The 17,648-nt window shown below is 57.8% G+C and carries 15 protein-coding genes; 1 reads left to right on the top strand and 14 read right to left on the bottom strand.

Annotation, left to right across the window (positions count from 1 at the left end; genetic code table 11):
• The 11 genes from QM579_RS06025 to QM579_RS06075 form a co-directional block, all read right to left on the bottom strand.
• Positions 1-824 (bottom strand): 4Fe-4S dicluster domain-containing protein (locus QM579_RS06025; RefSeq protein WP_414998274.1); only part of this gene is annotated, 824 nt, incomplete at its 3' end.
• Positions 817-1,200: a hydrogenase maturation nickel metallochaperone HypA gene (locus QM579_RS06030; RefSeq protein WP_414998275.1), complete on the bottom strand. Its 384-nt coding sequence runs from the start codon at positions 1,198-1,200 to the stop codon at positions 817-819. The genes QM579_RS06030 and QM579_RS06025, both read right to left, overlap by 8 nt.
• Before the next feature lie 44 nt (positions 1,201-1,244).
• Positions 1,245-2,327: a nickel-dependent hydrogenase large subunit gene (locus QM579_RS06035; RefSeq protein ID WP_414998276.1), complete on the bottom strand. Its 1,083-nt coding sequence runs from the start codon at positions 2,325-2,327 to the stop codon at positions 1,245-1,247.
• Positions 2,324-2,863, bottom strand: a complete 540-nt coding sequence (locus QM579_RS06040; RefSeq protein WP_414998277.1) for an NADH-quinone oxidoreductase subunit C — start codon at positions 2,861-2,863, stop codon at positions 2,324-2,326. Before QM579_RS06040 ends, QM579_RS06035 begins: the two co-directional genes overlap by 4 nt.
• Before the next feature lie 21 nt (positions 2,864-2,884).
• Positions 2,885-3,466 carry a 4Fe-4S binding protein gene (locus QM579_RS06045; RefSeq protein ID WP_414998278.1) on the bottom strand — a complete coding sequence of 194 codons (582 nt, stop codon included), beginning with the start codon at positions 3,464-3,466 and terminating at the stop codon, positions 2,885-2,887.
• A gap of 1 nt (position 3,467) precedes the next feature.
• Complete coding sequence (locus QM579_RS06050; protein ID WP_041724975.1) at positions 3,468-3,902, bottom strand: NADH-quinone oxidoreductase subunit B family protein; 435 nt, start codon at positions 3,900-3,902, stop codon at positions 3,468-3,470.
• Between the two features lie 25 nt (positions 3,903-3,927).
• Positions 3,928-4,899, bottom strand: coding sequence for a respiratory chain complex I subunit 1 family protein (locus QM579_RS06055; RefSeq protein WP_414998279.1), 972 nt, complete (start codon positions 4,897-4,899; stop codon positions 3,928-3,930).
• Positions 4,896-8,633 (bottom strand): complex I subunit 5 family protein, encoded by a 3,738-nt coding sequence (locus QM579_RS06060; protein ID WP_414998280.1) that lies wholly within the window; start codon positions 8,631-8,633, stop codon positions 4,896-4,898. The genes QM579_RS06055 and QM579_RS06060 overlap by 4 nt, the downstream gene beginning before the upstream one ends.
• Before the next feature lie 1,162 nt (positions 8,634-9,795).
• Positions 9,796-10,794 (bottom strand): NAD(P)H-dependent glycerol-3-phosphate dehydrogenase, encoded by a 999-nt coding sequence (locus tag QM579_RS06065; protein WP_414998281.1) that lies wholly within the window; start codon positions 10,792-10,794, stop codon positions 9,796-9,798.
• Positions 10,795-10,802: 8 nt separating this feature from the next.
• Positions 10,803-12,218 carry a M99 family carboxypeptidase catalytic domain-containing protein gene (locus tag QM579_RS06070; protein WP_414998282.1) on the bottom strand — a complete coding sequence of 472 codons (1,416 nt, stop codon included), beginning with the start codon at positions 12,216-12,218 and terminating at the stop codon, positions 10,803-10,805.
• Positions 12,219-12,629: 411 nt separating this feature from the next.
• Positions 12,630-12,827, bottom strand: a complete 198-nt coding sequence (locus QM579_RS06075) for a heavy-metal-associated domain-containing protein (protein ID WP_183721344.1) — start codon at positions 12,825-12,827, stop codon at positions 12,630-12,632.
• 86 nt (positions 12,828-12,913) lie between these two features.
• On the opposite strand from QM579_RS06075, the gene QM579_RS06080 reads away from it, so the two are divergent.
• The gene (locus QM579_RS06080) at positions 12,914-15,265 is read left to right on the top strand and encodes a heavy metal translocating P-type ATPase (protein ID WP_414998283.1); all 2,352 of its coding nucleotides are present in this window, start codon (positions 12,914-12,916) and stop codon (positions 15,263-15,265) included.
• 138 nt (positions 15,266-15,403) lie between these two features.
• On the opposite strand, the gene QM579_RS06085 is transcribed toward QM579_RS06080, so the two are convergent.
• From QM579_RS06085 to QM579_RS06095, 3 genes are all read right to left on the bottom strand, one after another.
• The gene (locus tag QM579_RS06085; protein ID WP_414998284.1) at positions 15,404-15,742 is read right to left on the bottom strand and encodes an Hpt domain-containing protein; all 339 of its coding nucleotides are present in this window, start codon (positions 15,740-15,742) and stop codon (positions 15,404-15,406) included.
• Positions 15,743-16,231: 489 nt separating this feature from the next.
• A complete protein-coding gene (locus QM579_RS06090; protein WP_414998285.1) occupies positions 16,232-17,482 on the bottom strand; it encodes an amidohydrolase family protein in 1,251 nt (416 codons plus the stop codon).
• A gap of 9 nt (positions 17,483-17,491) precedes the next feature.
• Positions 17,492-17,648: DUF2179 domain-containing protein (locus QM579_RS06095; RefSeq protein WP_414998286.1), on the bottom strand; the 157-nt coding region annotated here is incomplete at its 5' end.

Raw genomic sequence — 17,648 nt, forward strand, 5'->3', positions numbered from 1 at the left:
ACGGCTTCTTCAGTTTCGGGCTTTTCCGCAGGAGCAGCCTGTTCTTCAGGCGTCACAGCGGGTGCAGCTTCCACCTTGGCTTCCACAGCTTCAGGGGCTGTCTCTGCCTTGGTTTCCGCAACTTCAGCAATAACTTCAGTAGCTGCTTCAACCTTGGGTGAAACTGCAGGCGCTTCAGGCGCAGATTCGCTTTTGGGAGCTTCAGCGGGTTTTTCAGGAGCCGTGGATTCTGCCGTGGCAGCTTCCGGTTTGGCGGCAGCTTCACCGTCGGCAGGAGCCACAGCCTTCTTTTCAGGCTTGGGCATTTCCACCACGGTACCGTCGGCCAGCACCAGTGAAAGAGCGTGGGCCGGGCAGGCTTCCATACAGGCAGTGATGCGCTTGCCGTTTTCCATACGCCACGCGCGGCACATGTCACAACGCACAGCCACTTCGCGGCGGGCGCGCTGGGCGAGGGTTTCGCCGTCTTCACCGTCTACCGATGGCATGCCGATGGTTTCCATCGTTATGGTGCCGTAAGGGCAGGCGGCCATGCACATTTTGCAGGCCACGCAGTACTGGACGCGCATGATGATGCGCCCCTGTTCGTCCTGCTGGAGCGCCCCTGTGGGGCAAACGTTGACGCAGGGAGCGTGGGGGCACTGGTGGCAGCGCACTGTGGTCTTGAAGCCGTCGGCCTTGACCACTTGCACGCGCGACACGAGTTCGTCGCGGTGCTTCATGGCTTCCTTGAAGCTCATGCCGTGGTGGGCGGCGATACAGGCCACTTCACAGCGGCGACAGGCGCGGCATTTGTCGGGTACGACCTGGATGTGTTCAGTCATGGTCCGTTTCCTCGGGTGCAACGTGCAGGGCCATCAGGGTTAATCCGTGGCCCCCGTTGAAGTGGATGTTTTCGCCGCCGCAACTGGGGCAGACGAAATGCCGTTGCGTCAGGCTGAATTCATGGCTGCAATCGGTACAGCGACAGGCCAGGGGCGCTGTCTGCAAAAGCAGTTGCGCTCCCTCGGCCGGGGTGCCTTCCGCAAAGAGTTCAAAGCAGGCGATAAGGGTTTGCGCCTCCACACAGGCAATGAGGCCAAGCTGGCACTCCACCTTGTGTATGCTCTTCACCTGATTTTCCGGGTGTGCCGCATTGTGATCGTTCAGAGCTTTCAGACAGATGTCCAGCAACCCCTGAACCAGACTCGCTTCATGCATGCGCTACACCCTTCGCTGCTTTAACCCTGACACGCAGTAACTCTCTAGCGTTCCGTGCAGGAGACGCAGGGGTCAATGCTGTTGGTGATCAGGGCAACGTCGGATACATTGCAGTCACGCATCATCACGCCCAGAGCTTCCCAGTTCATGTAGGAAGGCACACGCCACTTGAGACGCGCGGGCATATCCGTTCCGTTGGTACGAATATAGTAGAACACCTCGCCTCGAGGAGCTTCCGAACGGGCGCAAGCTTCTGCCGTGCGTATCTGACGCATGGGGGCGGTTACTTCGCCTTCGGGCAATTGTGCGATGCACTGCCGGATAATCTTGAAGGATTCAAATATCTCGTGCAGGCGCACCATTGTGCGGGCGTGGATGCAGCAACCCTGCTCAACAACGGTTTTGAATTCCACATCAGGATAGGCCGCATAAGGCGAATCCTTGCGCACATCCAGGTGCAGACCTGATCCGCGCGCCACCGGGCCCACAACGCCCAGGCGGATGGCGTCTTCCTTGGGCAGCAGGCCAAGGCCACGGGTACGGGCCAGCACCATGCTGTTGGTGTCATAAATCTCGCGGATTTCGTCCACCTGAGGCTCAACCTTGTCCAGCATGTTGCGCATGTAATCCAGCAGGGCGGCATCTACACTGTACTTGACGCCGCCAATGCAGTTGGCGGCAAGGTTCATGCGGTTGCCGTAAACCGTTTCTTTCAGGTCCTGCATCATTTCGCGCACTTCCATGACGTGCATGAACAGCGACTTGAAGCCGATGATGTGGGCCTGAATAGCAGTGTTGAACAGGTGCGAAGAAATACGTTTGATTTCTTCGGCTACCACGCGCAGGTAACGCGCACGGTCGGGGATGGTAATGCCCAGCACGTTTTCAACAGCCATGCTGTAAGTAAAGGAATGGCTGTTGGAGCACAGCGAGCACACGCGTTCGGTAAGCGTTACGTTCTTGACCAGATTGCGCTGGGTGGCCATTGCCTCCATGCCGCGATGCACGTGCCCCGAAGTCAGATCAACGTGACGTACGATTTCGCCGTCCACCGTCAGGTTGAAATATACCGGTTCCTCAAGGGCCACATGTACTGGCCCCAGGGGCATGGTAAAGGTACTGGTCATGACTGCTTCTCCTTATCCTGGAGGATGCGTTCCCACAGGTCAGTGGTGCAGGCCCCGTTCATCATAATGGACAGAGGTACGGCCTCGTTGAGAATGCCAGCGTCCAGTTCTTCGTCGAGGAAGAGACGGCGCGGGTTGGGATGCCCCATAACCTGGATGCCGTAAAGCTCTATCATTTCCCTTTCGTGCCAGTCCGCATTGGCGAACAGCGGTGTAATAGAGGGCACTGTGGGCCATTCACCATTAAGAGTAACAGTCATGTTGTAAATAACACCCTGAATCTCAAAGTGATAGCAGATTTCCTGCATGGGTTCGCTGAGCTGGCGGCGGTTGTAGGCCGTCACCATTGCCAGGCGGGCATCCGCGTCGCGCAGTATCTGCGCGCCCTGGGTGAGCATGCGGGGAGTGCCCAGGCGAAACCAGTGATAGGCATTGCCGAAGCTGTCAGTGCTGTGATGTATGGCGTCGTCTTCGGTCGAGCAGAGAGCGGTAAGCCCCTCAATGACCTTGGCGTTGCCGTTAATGACTTCTTGCATATATTCTCCGCGGCCAGGCCGCTAATCTTTTGTGGGCGCTGCCGAAGTGACGACTAGTTCGACCGGTGCCTCATCAGCTGTCGTGGGCAGCATGCAGGCATTACGCTTTGCATCTTCAATCTGACGACATTTGGGACACATCTTGCGAGTAAACTCGGGATCAATTTCGGTATTCCAGGCATAAAGCTTGTCAGCCAGAACTTTGGGGATGGGGCGCATAAGCGCACCACACACCACGCAGGGCTCATACTTTATGGTATGCTGCTCTAGCCTGTTATATTTTTCGGCCTGAGTATGGGCCGAGTGCCAATCTGTGCTGATGCTCATGGCCCCGGTGGGGCAGTAATGACGGCATGAGGCACACAGGCAGCACGAGTTTTGCCAAATGGTGATGGTAAAGCCTGATCCGTCGGGTTGCTGGCCAATATGAATGGCCCCCGCCGCGCAGGAGTGACGGCAGATGCCGCAGCCCATGCAAAGGTCAGGATCTACCACAGCCCTGCCGCGCAAACGGTCAGGGGTAAAGGTTTCACCCAGAGGAAAAGGGTCGGTGCTGGGGCCTTCGAGCAGGTTGCGGAATAAGACTTTCAGAAAGCCCGCCATACTATTCCTCCACGCCCAGTTTTTTCAGCCAGATAGACCGGGCCAGCACGACGCCCTCAAGGATGGCCTGGGGCCGGGGCGGACAGCCGGGCACGTTTACGTCCACGGGCAGGTAACGGTCAATGGGGCCTTCAATGGAGTATCCTTCACGGAACACCCCGCCGGATATGGGGCAAATGCCCACAGCTACCGTAACCTTGGGTTCGGGAATTTCGTCCCACACCCGCAGCACACGGTCACGTACTCTGGTGGTAAGAGGGCCGGTGATAAGCACAATGTCGGCGTGACGGGGGCTGCCGCAGTAACGGCAACCCAGGCGTTCAACGTCGTAGCGCGGTATACAGGCCGTTGTGGCCAATTCCACGTCACAGCCATTGCAGGAACCGGCGTTGATGCGGAACAGCCACGGCGAACGCACGGAAAGTTTTTTAAGCATGTTATCCAGCGACACGGCGGCCTCCTTACATCACCCAGACCAGTATCAGACTGCACAGCGCGAGCGCAGCGGGCACAGTTACATAGAAGCGAAACGCCTGGTCAATACGGAAACGCCCGGTGGCCGACTTGACCAGGGTAAGCGAAACCAGCATGAGCGCGAGACACTTGCACAGGAACCACAACAAATTGATCGGCCACCATTCAGATATGGTGCCGGGGAAGAAAAGCGCAACCCCCAGCCCCAGAACAACGAAGGTCTTGAGGGCCGACGTGATCTGAAAAAGCGCCAGCAGCGGGCCGCCGTATTCAAGCAGCGGGCCTTCAACAATTTCGGTTTCCGCCTCGGGAATATCAAAGGGCACAACACCCATAGTACCGGGCAGGAAGATGAGGTAGGCCAGAAAGGCCGGAATCATCGTCGGATTGAAACCAAAGGAGCCTGTCTGCTGTTGCAGGGCCACGATTTTGAAGAGCGAAAACTCTGCTCCCCACGCGCCGCCAGCCAGCGTTTTGCCCGTGAGCATGGCCACGGCCAGCAGGATCATGAGCAAGGGCATTTCATAGGCGAACATGAGCATCATTTCGCGCGAAAAACCCACAGCGCCGTATGGCGAGCTGGAAGCCGAGCCGCCCAGCATGATGGCCATGGCCGGAATGGGCAGCAGGTAGAAAATCACCAGCAGGTCGCCCATATTGAACAGACCATTATACACGCCGGCGATGGGTATGAAGGCCGCACAAACGGCCATGCCCGTGAAGCCGAAGACGGGAGCCAGCAAAAATGCCGGGCGGCAGGCCGTCCTGGGGATCAGGGTTTCCTTGGTCAGCAGTTTGGCAATGTCCAGCCAGGGCTGCACCAGTGGCGGCCCCACGCGACGTTGCAGGCGGGCTTCCACGCGGCGGTCCAGTCCTTTGAAGAACATGGCCACCATCAGGGCAAATGCCCCGCCGGGGAAGACGCACATGTGCAGTATGGCAAGCAGGGTATCGCTCATGAGCGGTTCTCCTTGGGCGTATTCCCACCGCCAAGCAGGCGGGTGAGACCACCGTATATGCTGGAAGGCGTCATGCGGCTGGTGGCCATTTCAGGCGGCAGGCCGCAGGTGTGCACATCAATTTCGCGCAGGCGGGTAAAGCGCTTCACGAACCAGTAGCCGCCCGTGAAGGCCAGGGCCATCATGACGAACATGCCCGTGGCGTTCCAGGCGCCAGCGCCTGAAAGCACGCCCGATATGCCTACATTAAGCGGCATGAAGCCGTACTCGAACAACACGGAGTTGATGGGGCCAAGCGCGAGGCCGGGGAAGATGCCGGTCAGCACGCAGCCCACAGCCAGAATGCCCATGGGCACACGCATAATGCGCGGCACTTCCTTTATTTCGTCAAGGTCCTGCGCAGGCTGGCCCAGGAAGGCCGCGTGCAGGAATTTGGCAATATAGGCCATAGTCAACACGCTGCCTATGAGGGAAAGCAGAGCCAGGAAGGGCTGGCCCGCCTCCATAAGTGCGTGGTAAATGAGCCATTTGGAAGAGAAGCCGCTGGTGGGGGGCACGCCGATCACCGAAAGCCCGGCAATAGCAAACATGGCCAGGGTAAAGGGCATCTTGCGGCCAATGCCGCCAAGGTCGTCCAGGGTTTCCCTGTGACTGGCGAACATAACAGCGCCGCACACAAGGAAGAGCAGGTCTTTGAAGAAGACGTGGTTGATGACGTGCAGCATGCCGCCCGCGTATCCGAGCGCGCCGCCCGCCGCCACTGCCAGCACCATATAACCGAGCTGGCTTACGGTGGAGTAGATGAAGATAAGCTTGAGGCCATTGCTGCGCAGTGCCTGAAGGGCGGCCATAATGATGGTGATGCCGCCTATCCACATGACAGTCACGCTGATGGAGCTCTGTTCAAACCCGCCCAGTATGCCCGCAACGGCGAAACCGCCGCCCAGCAGCATAAAGAGCTTGATAAGGCCCAGAATTGCACTCTTCAGCAGCACTGAGGAGATGTAGCCAGACACAGGCGTGGGAGCCAGCGCCGGATGCATCTGCCAGTCAATGCGGAAGGGCAGCTGTGCGGCCTTCATGACAAAGCCTGCCGCCAGCAGCGCCATGCCAAGCCATGCCGCGCCAGCGGGCAGGTTGGGCACCATACCGTTCAGCAGCAGCGCCGTGAAGGGCGTAAAAGGTCCAATGACGCACAGGCCTACAAAGATGAAGCCAGCGCCGAAGACGTTGAAGATAAAGTACTTGAAGGCTTCGCGCAGGGAGGCTTTGTCGCCTTCGTGAGCGATGGCCATGTAGAGCGTCCACGAGCTCATGATTTCCCAGAACAGGAAGAAGCTCAGCAGGTACTGGCTGGCCGCCATACCCACCAAACCACCGCACATGGCTGTGAAGGCGCAGTAGAAACGCCACTGCCTGTGGCTGTGCTCCATATACCCCAGAGCGTAGCTCATGTTCACCGCGCCCAGCAGGGGCACAATGAGGGCAAAGCAGAAGGAAAGCGTGTCCAGCCCGCGTCCGAACAGAATGACCAGCAGGGCCGTGGCAATCAGTACGCCAACGCTGACCTTGCCCGCCATGATGCGGTTCTTGTGGAAGAGGGCTGGCAGCAGAGCGCCGAATATCGGCACCACAACATAGATGGGCCAGCTAACGTGCATGGCCAGCAGTACGCCTGCGTCCGCCGGGTTGGGCACAAAGGCCAGAGATGCCACCGGGGCTACAAGCTGCATGGCTATCTGCGGCGCAAGGCCAAGCAGAACGCACAGGCCCGCCAGTACGCCCATACCTACGCGCATGGTCAACGGAGCTTCGGTAACCGTGGGCAGATAGTCGGGGCGTTCTTCAAAAATCAGGGTTTTGAGAATGCGGGTATAGTAGACAAGACCCACAAGGGAACCGCCAAGAATAAGCGCGGCCAGCCAGAGCTGTCCTGCCTCGGTGGCGGCCTGAATCATCAGGAATTTGCTGTAGAATGCGCCAAAGGGCGGCAGCCCCATAATGCTTACAAGGCCTATACCCATGCAGGCCACGGTAAAGGGCATCTGGCGGCCCAGGCCGCGCAGATCGCTGAGCTTGCGGCTGCCGCTGCGCATGATGAGTGCGCCAGCGCCAAGGAAGAGCAGGTCCTTCATGATGGCATGGTTGAACATGTGCCACAGCGCGCCCGTGGTGGAAAGCCACGTGCCAATGCCGAGCACCAGCGCAATTTCACCAAGCTGCCCCAGGGTGGAGTAAGCCAGCATGCGCTTGATGTCGTTCTGGCGCAGGGCCATCACCTCACCCAGAATGAGCGTGGCCGCGCCAGTAAACACCAGGCCCGTACCAAGCCAGGAAAGTCCGAACAGGCCGGGCAGAGTGCTGACCATCGGCCGCATGAGCAGCACGGCCACAATGCCGAAGATGCCCATCTTGGTAATGATGCCCGAAAGAGGAGCTGACACCGAAGAAGGCGCAGCCGGGTGGGCATCGGGCAGCCACGAATGCAGGGGCACAAGGCCAGCCTTGACGCCAAAGCCCATCAGGCAGAGCACAAAAGCTGCCTGAACCACAGGCGTGGGCACAAAGCCTTCACCAAGCATAAGCAGGCCGGGCAGCATGAACAGCGCGCCGCCCGCGCACATGACATAGTATTTGAGACCAGCGTCGAATGCGCTGCGCCGTCCTTCGTGCACTACCAGGAAGTAGGAGGCGAAGGTCATGAGTTCCCAGTACCCGTAAAGGCCTGAAACGTCGGTGCTGGAAACTATGCCCGCCAGAGAGCCGAAGGTGAGCAGCAGGAAAAACCAGTAGCGCCCCTGATGCCGCCCGTGGATGTAGCCTTGCGAGTACACGCAGACCACAAGAGCCACAAGACTGATCATGACCAGGAACAGTTTGGCAGTGGCCGGAGCGTCCGTAACAAGCACGGTCACAAAGGCCAGGGCCGCAAAGGCCGTTCCTATTACGGGAGCCAGACGCATGCGGGCCAGAAATGCTGCGCCCACTGCAAACGCGCCGAGGTAGTAACACCAATAAGCCGGATGCACAGCAGAATGAGGTGCGTCAAACCCGTACTGGCCGCCAATGAGGGCCGTAAGTGGACCGCGGAAAAGGCCCATAAGGCCTACCGCCACAGCAAGGCCGATCACCAGACCGGAACCGCCCCGCATGGGGCCGAAAGCCGTGGGTGCGTCTTCTGGTGCGTCTTCCAGCACAATGCGTCGCACGGCATTGACGTACAACCAGATGAAGACTGTGGTGGCCAGGGCCATGACCAGAAGGCCAGTGAGACCAGCGGGCATGGCATCAAGCACGGCTGCATTGATGAAGAGGCGAGCCTCGGGCAGCAGGAAGGGCGAGCCGCCCACCGAAGCCAGAAGGCCCAGGGCGAACAAGGCCGCCATCCAGGGGTGGCGTTGGCCGGAACCACTCAGGTCAGCCACCTGAACGGGCCCCTGACTACAGGCTGCCCCTGTGTAGCATGCTGAAGTAAGACGGCTTAGCGCCGTCCATGCCAGACCGCGCGCTGCGACCTGAAAAAGTATGAAGAGCCACAAACCGGTGGCGCCGATGGCGGTAGCCGCACCGAGCCCCAGGCAGATAATGCCCGCGTCGTGCAGGGCACCCCAGAGGATCAGGCGGTGAGGGTCCTTACGCTGACGCACGGCCTGGGCCGCTGCATACAGCATGAGGGCCATACCCACCAGAAGCGGCACAAGCTGGCCGCCAGCCGAGAACAATGATTCCGTCATAATTCGCCCCGTAGTTTGCGGGTCTTTCAGGCCAGCACAGTGCTTGGCCCCAGCTACGCCTCATGCGATGTGGTATCACACCCATACCAAATCGTGAAAAAAATAGTAAAACGAGTGTTAACAGCCTTATCGTACTTCGCTATTCTGTGCAAGTGTTGATTATTTCACTGAAAGTATGGGGTTTTTGCCAATTTGCATAGAAGTGGCGCTGGTTTTGCGTGTCTAATTACAGTATGTGTAATAATTCACAGCAGTTCGACAGTAGTTAGAGCTGATGTGGTTTGTGTGTTGGGTGTTTGCTCAATCCAGTATTCACTATAATTAGTTGATTAATCAACCAATAGCTGTTTGGTGTACTAGTTATAATAAAATTCGGGCAGCAGTAAAAAAAATGTCATTGTTTGCTCCTCTTTTTTGCGCAAAAGAGAAAAGTGCAAATCAAAAAATTCGTGTTACTAAAAAATTTTTAGCAGATTGCACGTTTTTGTATCAAAATGAGTATGTGATTTATTTATCCAACGGAATCAGGAGCTCATTTTGTGTTTGATCAAGGTGTGCCCGCCAAAGACGTACTTGTCGTGACCTAAGGAAATGGTGGGGAAGGTGTTACGATTCTGCCGGGAATATATGCAGTTTGGCTGTCCCGTATCTTGAGGAAAAGATGTGCTGGTGGGCGTCTTGCCCTGAACGGCAGTTGTATAGCCCCATTACAGTTTACAGTTGCGAATGCAGGCATTCTGAACGTCTGCGAAGGCCGCTCCGCCGCTTGAAAGTGCAGATACTTGCTCGTCAGGCTCGACACTGCCTAGAGGCTGTTTCTGAATAAATGGCTTTGCGCCAAGGGCAAGGAAAAGGGTTTTTCTACGAAAGGAATGTACTTTTGCGGTGCATGACAGGAGCAAAAAATGGCCTTTTGACGCAGCCAGTGGGACAAAAGAATGAGGGGATGCCCTAGATAATTTAGGTTGCTTATCTAGGACATCCCCATCGTATTTTCAGGCAGAATGACAACTTTGAAATGTGATGCATTTCAAAGCCAATCTGCTCTAAGAGGTAATCTGCACTAATGCGGATACTGCAAACTGGTGCACGCTTATGTCGCGGACACCTTGCGGTGAAAAACGCGAAGTACAGTCGACGGCTCTTGTTTTGCAGTCAGCGTCTATTCTTCGCGCAGCGTTCTGCCCATCAGATCGCGCAGTGCGGCCTGCGGGCTTTGGTCTTCATACAGAATGCTGTGTACGGCATTGGTCAGGGGAGCATCTACGCCAAGCTTTTGTGCCAGGTCATAGATGGCGGCTGTGGTTTTTACACCTTCTGCTACCATGCCGAGGCTTTGCGTGATGTGGTCAAGCTTTTCTCCACGCCCAAGCCGCAGGCCCACCTGCCGATTGCGGGAGAGGTCGTCGGTGCAGGTCAGGGTAAGGTCGCCCAGACCGGAAAGCCCCATGAAGGTATGCGCTTGCGCGCCGCGCGCTACGCCGAGGCGGCTCATTTCAGCCAGACCCCGCGTTATGAGAGCTGCGCGGCTGTTGGCGCCAAGGCCCAGCCCATCGCAGGTGCCAGCAGCAATAGCCATGACGTTTTTAAGTGCGCCGCCCATTTCCACACCTGTAACATCAGTGCTGGAGTAACAACGAAAAACAGGGCCGGAAAAAATATCGCGTAAATACCGTCCCAGCTCTTCGTCGTAGGCAGCCATAACAACGGCAGTGGGCAGGTCGCGCAGCACGTCAGCCGCAAAGGAAGGGCCGGACAAAACTGCATAGCGGGGGTTGAGGTGCCCGAGCGTCTGGGCGGTCATTTCGGCGCAGGTAGCCAGAGATCCGGTTTCAATGCCCTTGGCTGCGTTGACCAGCACTACCCTTGGCTGAAAGTGGCGGGCGTGTTGCGTAAGCCAGCCGCGTAATTGTTGACAGGGCACAGCCAGAACCACCAGTGAGCGGTCCAGGGCTGTCGGGTCAGTGGTGGCGGTAAGCCGCTCATCCAGAGACAGGTTGGGGAGGTAGCGCGGGTTTTCGTGTTTTTCGTTAACGGCCTTGGCCACGGCGGCATCGCGCATCCACAGGCAGACATGATGCCCCCCACGCGCCAGAAGATGTCCCAGGGCTGTACCCCAGCTGCCGCCGCCAGCCACACAGATGGAAATTTTTTCAGACATGATTGTTCTCAGAAACCCAGTGATGATTCCGGGCCAGGGCGGTCGGGCAACGAACCCGCGTTACGGGCCATGCGCGGCCTGTTGGGACTGTTCTGTTTATCTTTGTCAAAATAAACCAAAAACATACCGCTGAAAAGCTGGTTCCGGTAAATTTCGACGCGAAACATTTTTCCCTGTTTGTCTACAGAAAAGCGCGGCATGAAATCCTTGAGGCGCAGGTCTACGCCAGCCTCGTCAGGTTTGCCGTTGTCAAAGCCTATGGCGTTGACCCTGTAGCCTTCTATGGGCTCGACAAGCAGAGAATCGCCAACATATACCACCTGTCCGAAAGGTATCTGCCTGTCTTCACCGTCCACGCGGACGCGTACTGCGCTCAGGCTGTTGTCCACTTCACGCCATTCCGGGCGGATGAGCGTCAGCATGCGGTTGCCATAGTGCACGCAAAATTGGCCCTCGCCGCCCTTGGCGCAGGGCAGTACGGCCATGATGGGCTTGGTGGGCACGGCCTGAGCCGGGCTGCCCTTGGGCAGGGGAAGATAATTGATAGCCGGGCGCGCGTCTTCCAGTGGGAGAAATACCCGGTTGTCGGCAAAGGATACGGCAAGGTTGTCTTGCAATGCGCCGCGTACGCCATCGGGAGTAAGGGCAAACGAGCGGCTGAAATCCACTCCTGCCTGCCGTAAAAACGACTCCACCATCAGCAGGTGATAATAGGCGCGCAGCTCGACGGAAAATTCTTTGCTGGCCTCAAGGCCAAAAGCCGCCTTGCCCCGCCGAACAGCGTAAAAGGAAAGACTTTTTTCCATTTCGTGATCGCCGTCGGCTGTCTTGGTATTGTGCACGTGCAGGCGATGCCCCGCCTGAATTAGGGCTTCGTTGGCCGTTGCGGCAGCTTTTTCGGCTTCGGCCTCCAAAGCGCCCATAAAGACTCCCGGCAGGTCGGTCTGGTCGATGATGACCGACTGCCCCCAGCGGGCGGGGTTGCGCAGTTTGTCTTCATATTTGTGGCGATAGTAGCCGCTGCCGTCGTGCAGGTTGAGCACAAGGGCAACCTGGGGATGGTCTATGAGCTCCTGAATGCGACGCACTGTGGCAAATTCGGGATCTTTATCATCCAGCCGCGCAAATTTGCGGTTCATATCGCCGTGCAGGCCGCGCGACCTTTTGATGATGCTGGGAAAATTCAGATTGGGCACTACCCACACGCTGCCGTTTTCCATCTGATAGTGAGTGGTCAGCAGTGTCGCCGCAGAAAAGCCTCCCGGCTCATCGCCCTGAATGCCGCCCACCACCAGAACTGTTCGCGGTCCTTCGCCCAGACTAAACACCGTGAAATCCAGAGGGAAAATATCCTGGGCGTGAACAGTACCTGCCAGCAGAAAAAGGACACAGCACAAGAGCAGGCCTGAAAAGCCGTTGCGCATGTATGGATGGGCCCTGCACCGGAGGCGGTATGGAAATAACAGTTCGTATGGCTGCATGGCGGTGTGGGTTTGCCTGCGAAATGTGTTTGGAAAGCGCGTCAGCAGGCGTAATACTGGCTTTCAACACTACGGCATTTGAGAACAAACGGCAAGATACAGGGGGGGTGCCGTGTGAAAAAGAAAGGCGCGTGTGTATGTTTTTTGCAAGCATTCAGGGGCTGTCTCTAAATGCTTCTTTTGTTCAGCTGGCGGTGTTAAAATGCCCTTTTTTACTCCGGGCGTGTACCCTAAGAGTACAATCCTTTTGCAAAAAGGGCATTTTTCTTGCCTTGGCGCAAAACCAATTATTTAGAGGCAGCCTCTGGCGTTGCCCAAAAAGCCTGTTCCGGAATTGCTCCGGCCCATGCCAGTTTACTCGGGATCAAAGCCGATGTTGCTGATGGCCGTGCGCAGGGCTTCCATATCCACCGGGCCGTCTTCTTCGTAGCGCAGAACTTTTTCGTCCAAATCCACCAGAGGATTTTTCACGCCGGGAATCTTGCCCGCAGCTTCTTCCACTGCGCCTTTGCAGTGCCCACAACGCATGCCATTGACTTTCAGGCTTTTCATCGTATCCTCCTTGAGGAAACCGTTTTCAATTTCACAGTGAAGCAAGTCTACGCGCCGCCCAGGCAAATGACAAGCTGGAGGAAGATATGAGCGAGCCCATTGTGCAAAAAGCTGCCGATACAGAAGCCTGCCCCTTGCAGTTCGACATTGGGGGAATGCACTGCGCTGCCTGCTCGTCGCGAATCGAGCGCGTGGTAGGGCGGATGGAAGGCGTGGAAAAAATCAGCGTCAATCTTGCCACAGCTAAAGCAGAGGTATGGACCAGTCCTGGCCGAGAAGAAGCAGTGCAGCAAGAAATAATGGACCGTGTTGCCACACTGGGCTTCAGCGCAACGCCATCTGCCGATGAGGACGCCTCCACCGAATTTGCGGAAAACAAGGCCAAAGCTCTCAAGGATTCGCGTGACCGTCTGGGCCGCCTTATCCCTATGGTCTGTTTTGCCGTGCCCTTGCTGATAGTGTCTATGGGCCACATGATGGGGTTGAGCATGCCGGGCTGGATGGACCCGCACGACTCGCCGCGCACCTTCATGCTGGTGCAGCTTTTCCTCAGTCTGCCCATTGTCTGGCTTGGGCGGCATTTTTATGTAGACGGCATCCGCGCTCTGCTGCGCAAGGCCCCGGCTATGGACAGCCTTGTGGCTGTGGGAACGGGCGCTGCCCTTATTTACAGTCTGGTAAACACGGTGCTTGGGCTTATGGGGATTAACCCTGTAGAGCGCGCTATGAACCTGTATTACGAGTCGGCGGCAGTGCTGTTGACCATGATTGAACTGGGCCAGTTTCTTGAAGCCACAGCCAAGCGCAAGGCTGGCGACGCTATGGGCGCGCTTATGAGCCTCACGCCGGATACTGCCCTGCGGCTCGATCCGGCCAACGAAGCCCTGCCGCCTCAGGAGGTCGCGGTGGCGTCCTTAAAAACAGGCGACCACCTGCTGCTCAGACCCGGCGGGCGTGTGCCTGTGGATGGTGAAATTCTGACGGGCAAAAGCGCCGTAGACCTTTCATTGCTTACGGGAGAATCCATTCCCGTCGCTGTGGGCCCCGGTGACAAACTGGTGGCGGGCAGCGTCAACGGCGAAGGGTCGCTGACATTGCGTGCCGATGCAGTGGGCCGCAATACGCGTCTTGCGCGCATCATCCGGCTGGTACGCGAGGCGCAGGGCAGCAAGGCTCCCATTGCCCGTCTGGCAGACCGCGTCAGCTACTATTTCGTGCCAGCTGTCATGCTTTATGCCGTGCTGGCGGCACTGGCCTGGCTGGTATTCAGCTCTGAACCCATAACAACGCCGCTTACCGTCTTTGTGGCCGTGCTGGTCATGGCCTGCCCGTGCGCAATGGGGCTGGCGACCCCAATGTCCATTATGGTGGGCACCGGGCGTGGGGCACAGCTTGGCGTGCTTATCAAAAACGGGGCCGCGCTGGAGCAGGCCGGACACATCAATGTTCTGGCCGTGGACAAGACAGGCACCCTCACCACAGGCAAGCCCGTGCTTACTGGCGTTACCATGCTGGACGGCGCAGATGGACTGGATGAAAACGGGTTGCTGGCTTTGGCTGCCGCTCTGGAGGCCCGTTCGGAGCATCCCTTGGCCCAGGCCCTGATCAAGGCCGGGCAGGAACGCAAGTTGCCTGCCTGCCGTGTGGAAGACGTGGTGGTGGCTCCCGGCATGGGCATAGAGGGAAAGGTCTTTTGCTCTGATGCAGGCCGTCATGTGGCCGTGGGCAACCGTGCCTTCATGAAGGAACACGGGCTCGATATTTCTGAAAGCATCGCCGGAAAACTGGCGGTGCTGGCCGAGGCGGGTCAGACTCCCTTGCTGCTGGCCCTTGGCAGTGGCGGCGAAATCCGCCTTGCGGGTATTCTGGCGCTGGCTGACGCCATCCGGCCCGAATCTCCCTCTGTGGTGGCCCGTTTGCAGCAGATGGGCGTGCGCGTGGTTATGCTTACGGGCGATAACGAGCGCACTGCCAGGGCTGTAGCGGCCAAGGTGGGTGTGGATGAAGTTGCTGCGGGCCTTTTGCCTGCCGAAAAGGCCGACTATGTGCGCCGCCTGCAGGAGCAGGGGCATGTGGTCGGCATGGTGGGCGACGGCATTAACGATGCCCCTGCGCTGGCTTTGGCCAATGTGGGCATGGCTGTGGGCACGGGCGTGGATGTGAGCGCCGAAGCTGGAGACATAGTGCTCATGCGCGGCGGCATGGAGGCCGTACTGACTGCCCTGGCGCTTTCGCGGGCCACCATGCGCAATATCCGGCAAAATCTGTTCTGGGCTTTTGGCTACAACGTGTTGGGCCTGCCCGTGGCGGCGGGGCTGCTGCACGTTTTTGGCGGCCCCATGCTTTCGCCTATGATAGCGGGTACAGCTATGGCTCTGTCCTCTGTCTCTGTGGTGACAAATGCCCTGAGATTGCGTTTTTTCAAGATTGAGAGCTGACGTTTCATTTGCAGGCAGTGCCGTGGCAGGCGGCTTAACTTTGCAAGGCTAATTTACTCCATAAGTGACATGATAAACAAAAACCCGCCTCTGCCATTGCAGCAGAGGCGGGTTTATTTGTACCGAAATTTGCCGGGACTACTGGGTCATAAAGGCGTGCATGGTCACGAGAGTTTCCATAACGGTGGTGCTGAAATGGCTGAGGGCGCGGCCTGTGTCTGCCCCGGCCTTGATGGCCATTTCGAGTTCCAGCGCAGCGGAGGCCAGCGCCTTGGCCCCCAGGTTGGCGGCGGCTCCCTTGGTGTTGTGCACCAGCTGCCGGGCTTCTTCCGCATTGCCGTTTTTCAAGGCTACGGCCACCCTGTCGGGAGTGTCGCGTTCCGTCTCAATGAACTTGCCCAACAGATTGACGTAAAGGTCACGTTTGTTGAGCACACGTGTCATGGCTTCTTTCCAGTCCAGTAATTCCTCGCTCATGCTTTCCTTCTTGGCGCAGGTTGATAACAGGCGACAGACGTCGCTGGAACCATTGAACAGCAACGGCCCCAGTAGTCATAAACGTATAAGTCTGGCGTGGGGCAAATACTGCCAGCAAGATTTTATGATGACAATAACTTTATTGACCAGAAAGCTGGGAATTATTGAAAATGCTCTGTCCGACTGCCCGTAAACGGCGTTGAAAGCGTCTGATAGGGCCAAAATAGCCAGATATGGAGCTGCTACAGAAAAGAGCAAAATTCTTACGTCCATTTCGTTCGCGTGAGCAGTGGCGGGTATCTGACAGGCAAATACAGGGCAGGGGATAAAGGCAGGCGCGTTGCCGAGTGGCCCCGGCGCAGGTTCAGAGCAATTTACGAATGAAACGAATCAGTTGTTCTGCAAGGATTTGCGTGCAAGTTCTTGCTACGGAATAAGCATAGGCGAGCTTTGCTCACCGCAAAGCGATTTTTTCAAGTGCAAAATGTTCTAGTAGGTCAGCGCTTCAGGCAGAACGCAGAAGTCTGCGGGGCTTCCCGGTTCAAGGCGGCCAGCGCCGCTTTGGAGCATGTTGAGGGCTTCTGCCCCGTTGATGGTCATGAGGCGCACTAGAGCTTCGGGGGGCACATCGAGATTTTCACGCAGCCACACGGCTTCCTGCCGCACATCCAGGTCACGGTTGCTGGTCAGGCCATCAGTGCCGAGGCAAAGCAGGCAGCCACTTTCAAGCAGGTCACGTACTGGCGGCACGCCCAGACCAAGGTTGCGGTTGGAGCGCGGGCACATGCACAGGGCCGCGCCGCTGGCGGCCAGCACTTCCACTTCCTGCGCGTCCAGTTGCGTGCCGTGTACAGCCAGGGTTCCAGCGTCCAGAAGGCCCAGCTTGACGGCATACGCCAGGGGGCGCAGGCCGGGGGCCTGCCAGTCGGGGGGCAGAACTACCTGTTCGTAGCACTGGCGCAGGGGGCCGTCGCCTGTGGTCAGCAATTGTGTTTCGTCAGGCGACTCCGCCAGATGAAAGCTGAAAATACGGCCCATGCGGGCGCAGTCCTGTTTGGCTGCACGCAAAATATCCGGCCCGGTGGAGTAGAGGCCATGCCCTCCCGGCGCACAGCGCGCCGCCAGAAAAGGATCTTCCTCAAGGGCTTCGCGGCAGCGGGGCGGCCAGGGGCGCACGCCATCGGCAAAGGGAGCGCCAAAGCCGAACCATTCACAAAAATGGCTCACAGCAAGGCCCGCTTCACGACAAGCGGCGTCCGCCAGCAGCATGCCGCCGGGCAGGGACCCGGTGATATTGCCAGCGTACAGGGTTCCGGTTCCTGCCATATGGGCGCAGGCGTTTTCGGCGGCTTGCGGGTCCGGCGTTTCACGGAGCAAGGGGATAAGACTTTGCAGCCAGGCCGTGAAGCCTTTGCCCCAGCGGATACGCTCTGCAAGGTGCGAAAGCTCCAGGTGGGTGTGGGCGTTGACGCAGGCAGGGGCAAGGCATACCGCGCCCAGATCCCGCACCAGCGCCCCGGCCGGGGCAGCGCCCGCTGACCAGGGTCGGACCTCGTCCACCATGCCGTCCCGTACGATGAGCACTGCATTGTCAATTTTTTTCAGGGGAGCAAACAGGCGGGCCCCCCTGGCCGGATCTTCCCCCGCCAGAGTAACAATGCTTTTAGCTCTGATGGCCAGCGCCTGAGGCTCTGGCTTATCAGAACCGGCTTCGGCCATGAGGGGGGCGAAGGGCGTCATGTTTCGATCCTACCTGCCCCTGCGGGCGAACTGCCCGCCGGAAACGTAAAAGGTATTTTCAACAATGAAGAGCGCGTTGCGGTCAATGCTGAAAACAAGATTCTCCAACCTCTTGAGCGCGATATTGTTGGTAACTGTAAGCAGAATTTCGCGGTCAGAACCGGAG

This window comes from Desulfovibrio sp. (assembly GCF_047607245.1).
GTDB lineage: Bacteria > Desulfobacterota > Desulfovibrionia > Desulfovibrionales > Desulfovibrionaceae > Desulfovibrio.

Excerpts from the sequence above, each read along its gene's own strand:
- QM579_RS06030 (WP_414998275.1), bottom strand. The coding sequence starts at position 1,200 with ATGCATGAAGCGAGTCTGGTTCAGGGGTTGCTGGACATCTGTCTGAAA.
- QM579_RS06035 (WP_414998276.1), bottom strand. The coding sequence starts at position 2,327 with ATGACCAGTACCTTTACCATGCCCCTGGGGCCAGTACATGTGGCCCTT.
- QM579_RS06040 (WP_414998277.1), bottom strand. The coding sequence starts at position 2,863 with ATGCAAGAAGTCATTAACGGCAACGCCAAGGTCATTGAGGGGCTTACC.
- QM579_RS06045 (WP_414998278.1), bottom strand. The coding sequence starts at position 3,466 with ATGGCGGGCTTTCTGAAAGTCTTATTCCGCAACCTGCTCGAAGGCCCC.
- QM579_RS06050 (WP_041724975.1), bottom strand. The coding sequence starts at position 3,902 with ATGCTTAAAAAACTTTCCGTGCGTTCGCCGTGGCTGTTCCGCATCAAC.
- QM579_RS06055 (WP_414998279.1), bottom strand. The coding sequence starts at position 4,899 with ATGAGCGATACCCTGCTTGCCATACTGCACATGTGCGTCTTCCCCGGC.
- QM579_RS06060 (WP_414998280.1), bottom strand. The coding sequence starts at position 8,633 with ATGACGGAATCATTGTTCTCGGCTGGCGGCCAGCTTGTGCCGCTTCTG.
- QM579_RS06065 (WP_414998281.1), bottom strand. The coding sequence starts at position 10,794 with ATGTCTGAAAAAATTTCCATCTGTGTGGCTGGCGGCGGCAGCTGGGGT.
- QM579_RS06070 (WP_414998282.1), bottom strand. The coding sequence starts at position 12,218 with ATGCGCAACGGCTTTTCAGGCCTGCTCTTGTGCTGTGTCCTTTTTCTG.
- QM579_RS06075 (WP_183721344.1), bottom strand. The coding sequence starts at position 12,827 with ATGAAAAGCCTGAAAGTCAATGGCATGCGTTGTGGGCACTGCAAAGGC.
- QM579_RS06080 (WP_414998283.1), top strand. The coding sequence starts at position 12,914 with ATGAGCGAGCCCATTGTGCAAAAAGCTGCCGATACAGAAGCCTGCCCC.
- QM579_RS06085 (WP_414998284.1), bottom strand. The coding sequence starts at position 15,742 with ATGAGCGAGGAATTACTGGACTGGAAAGAAGCCATGACACGTGTGCTC.
- QM579_RS06090 (WP_414998285.1), bottom strand. The coding sequence starts at position 17,482 with ATGACGCCCTTCGCCCCCCTCATGGCCGAAGCCGGTTCTGATAAGCCA.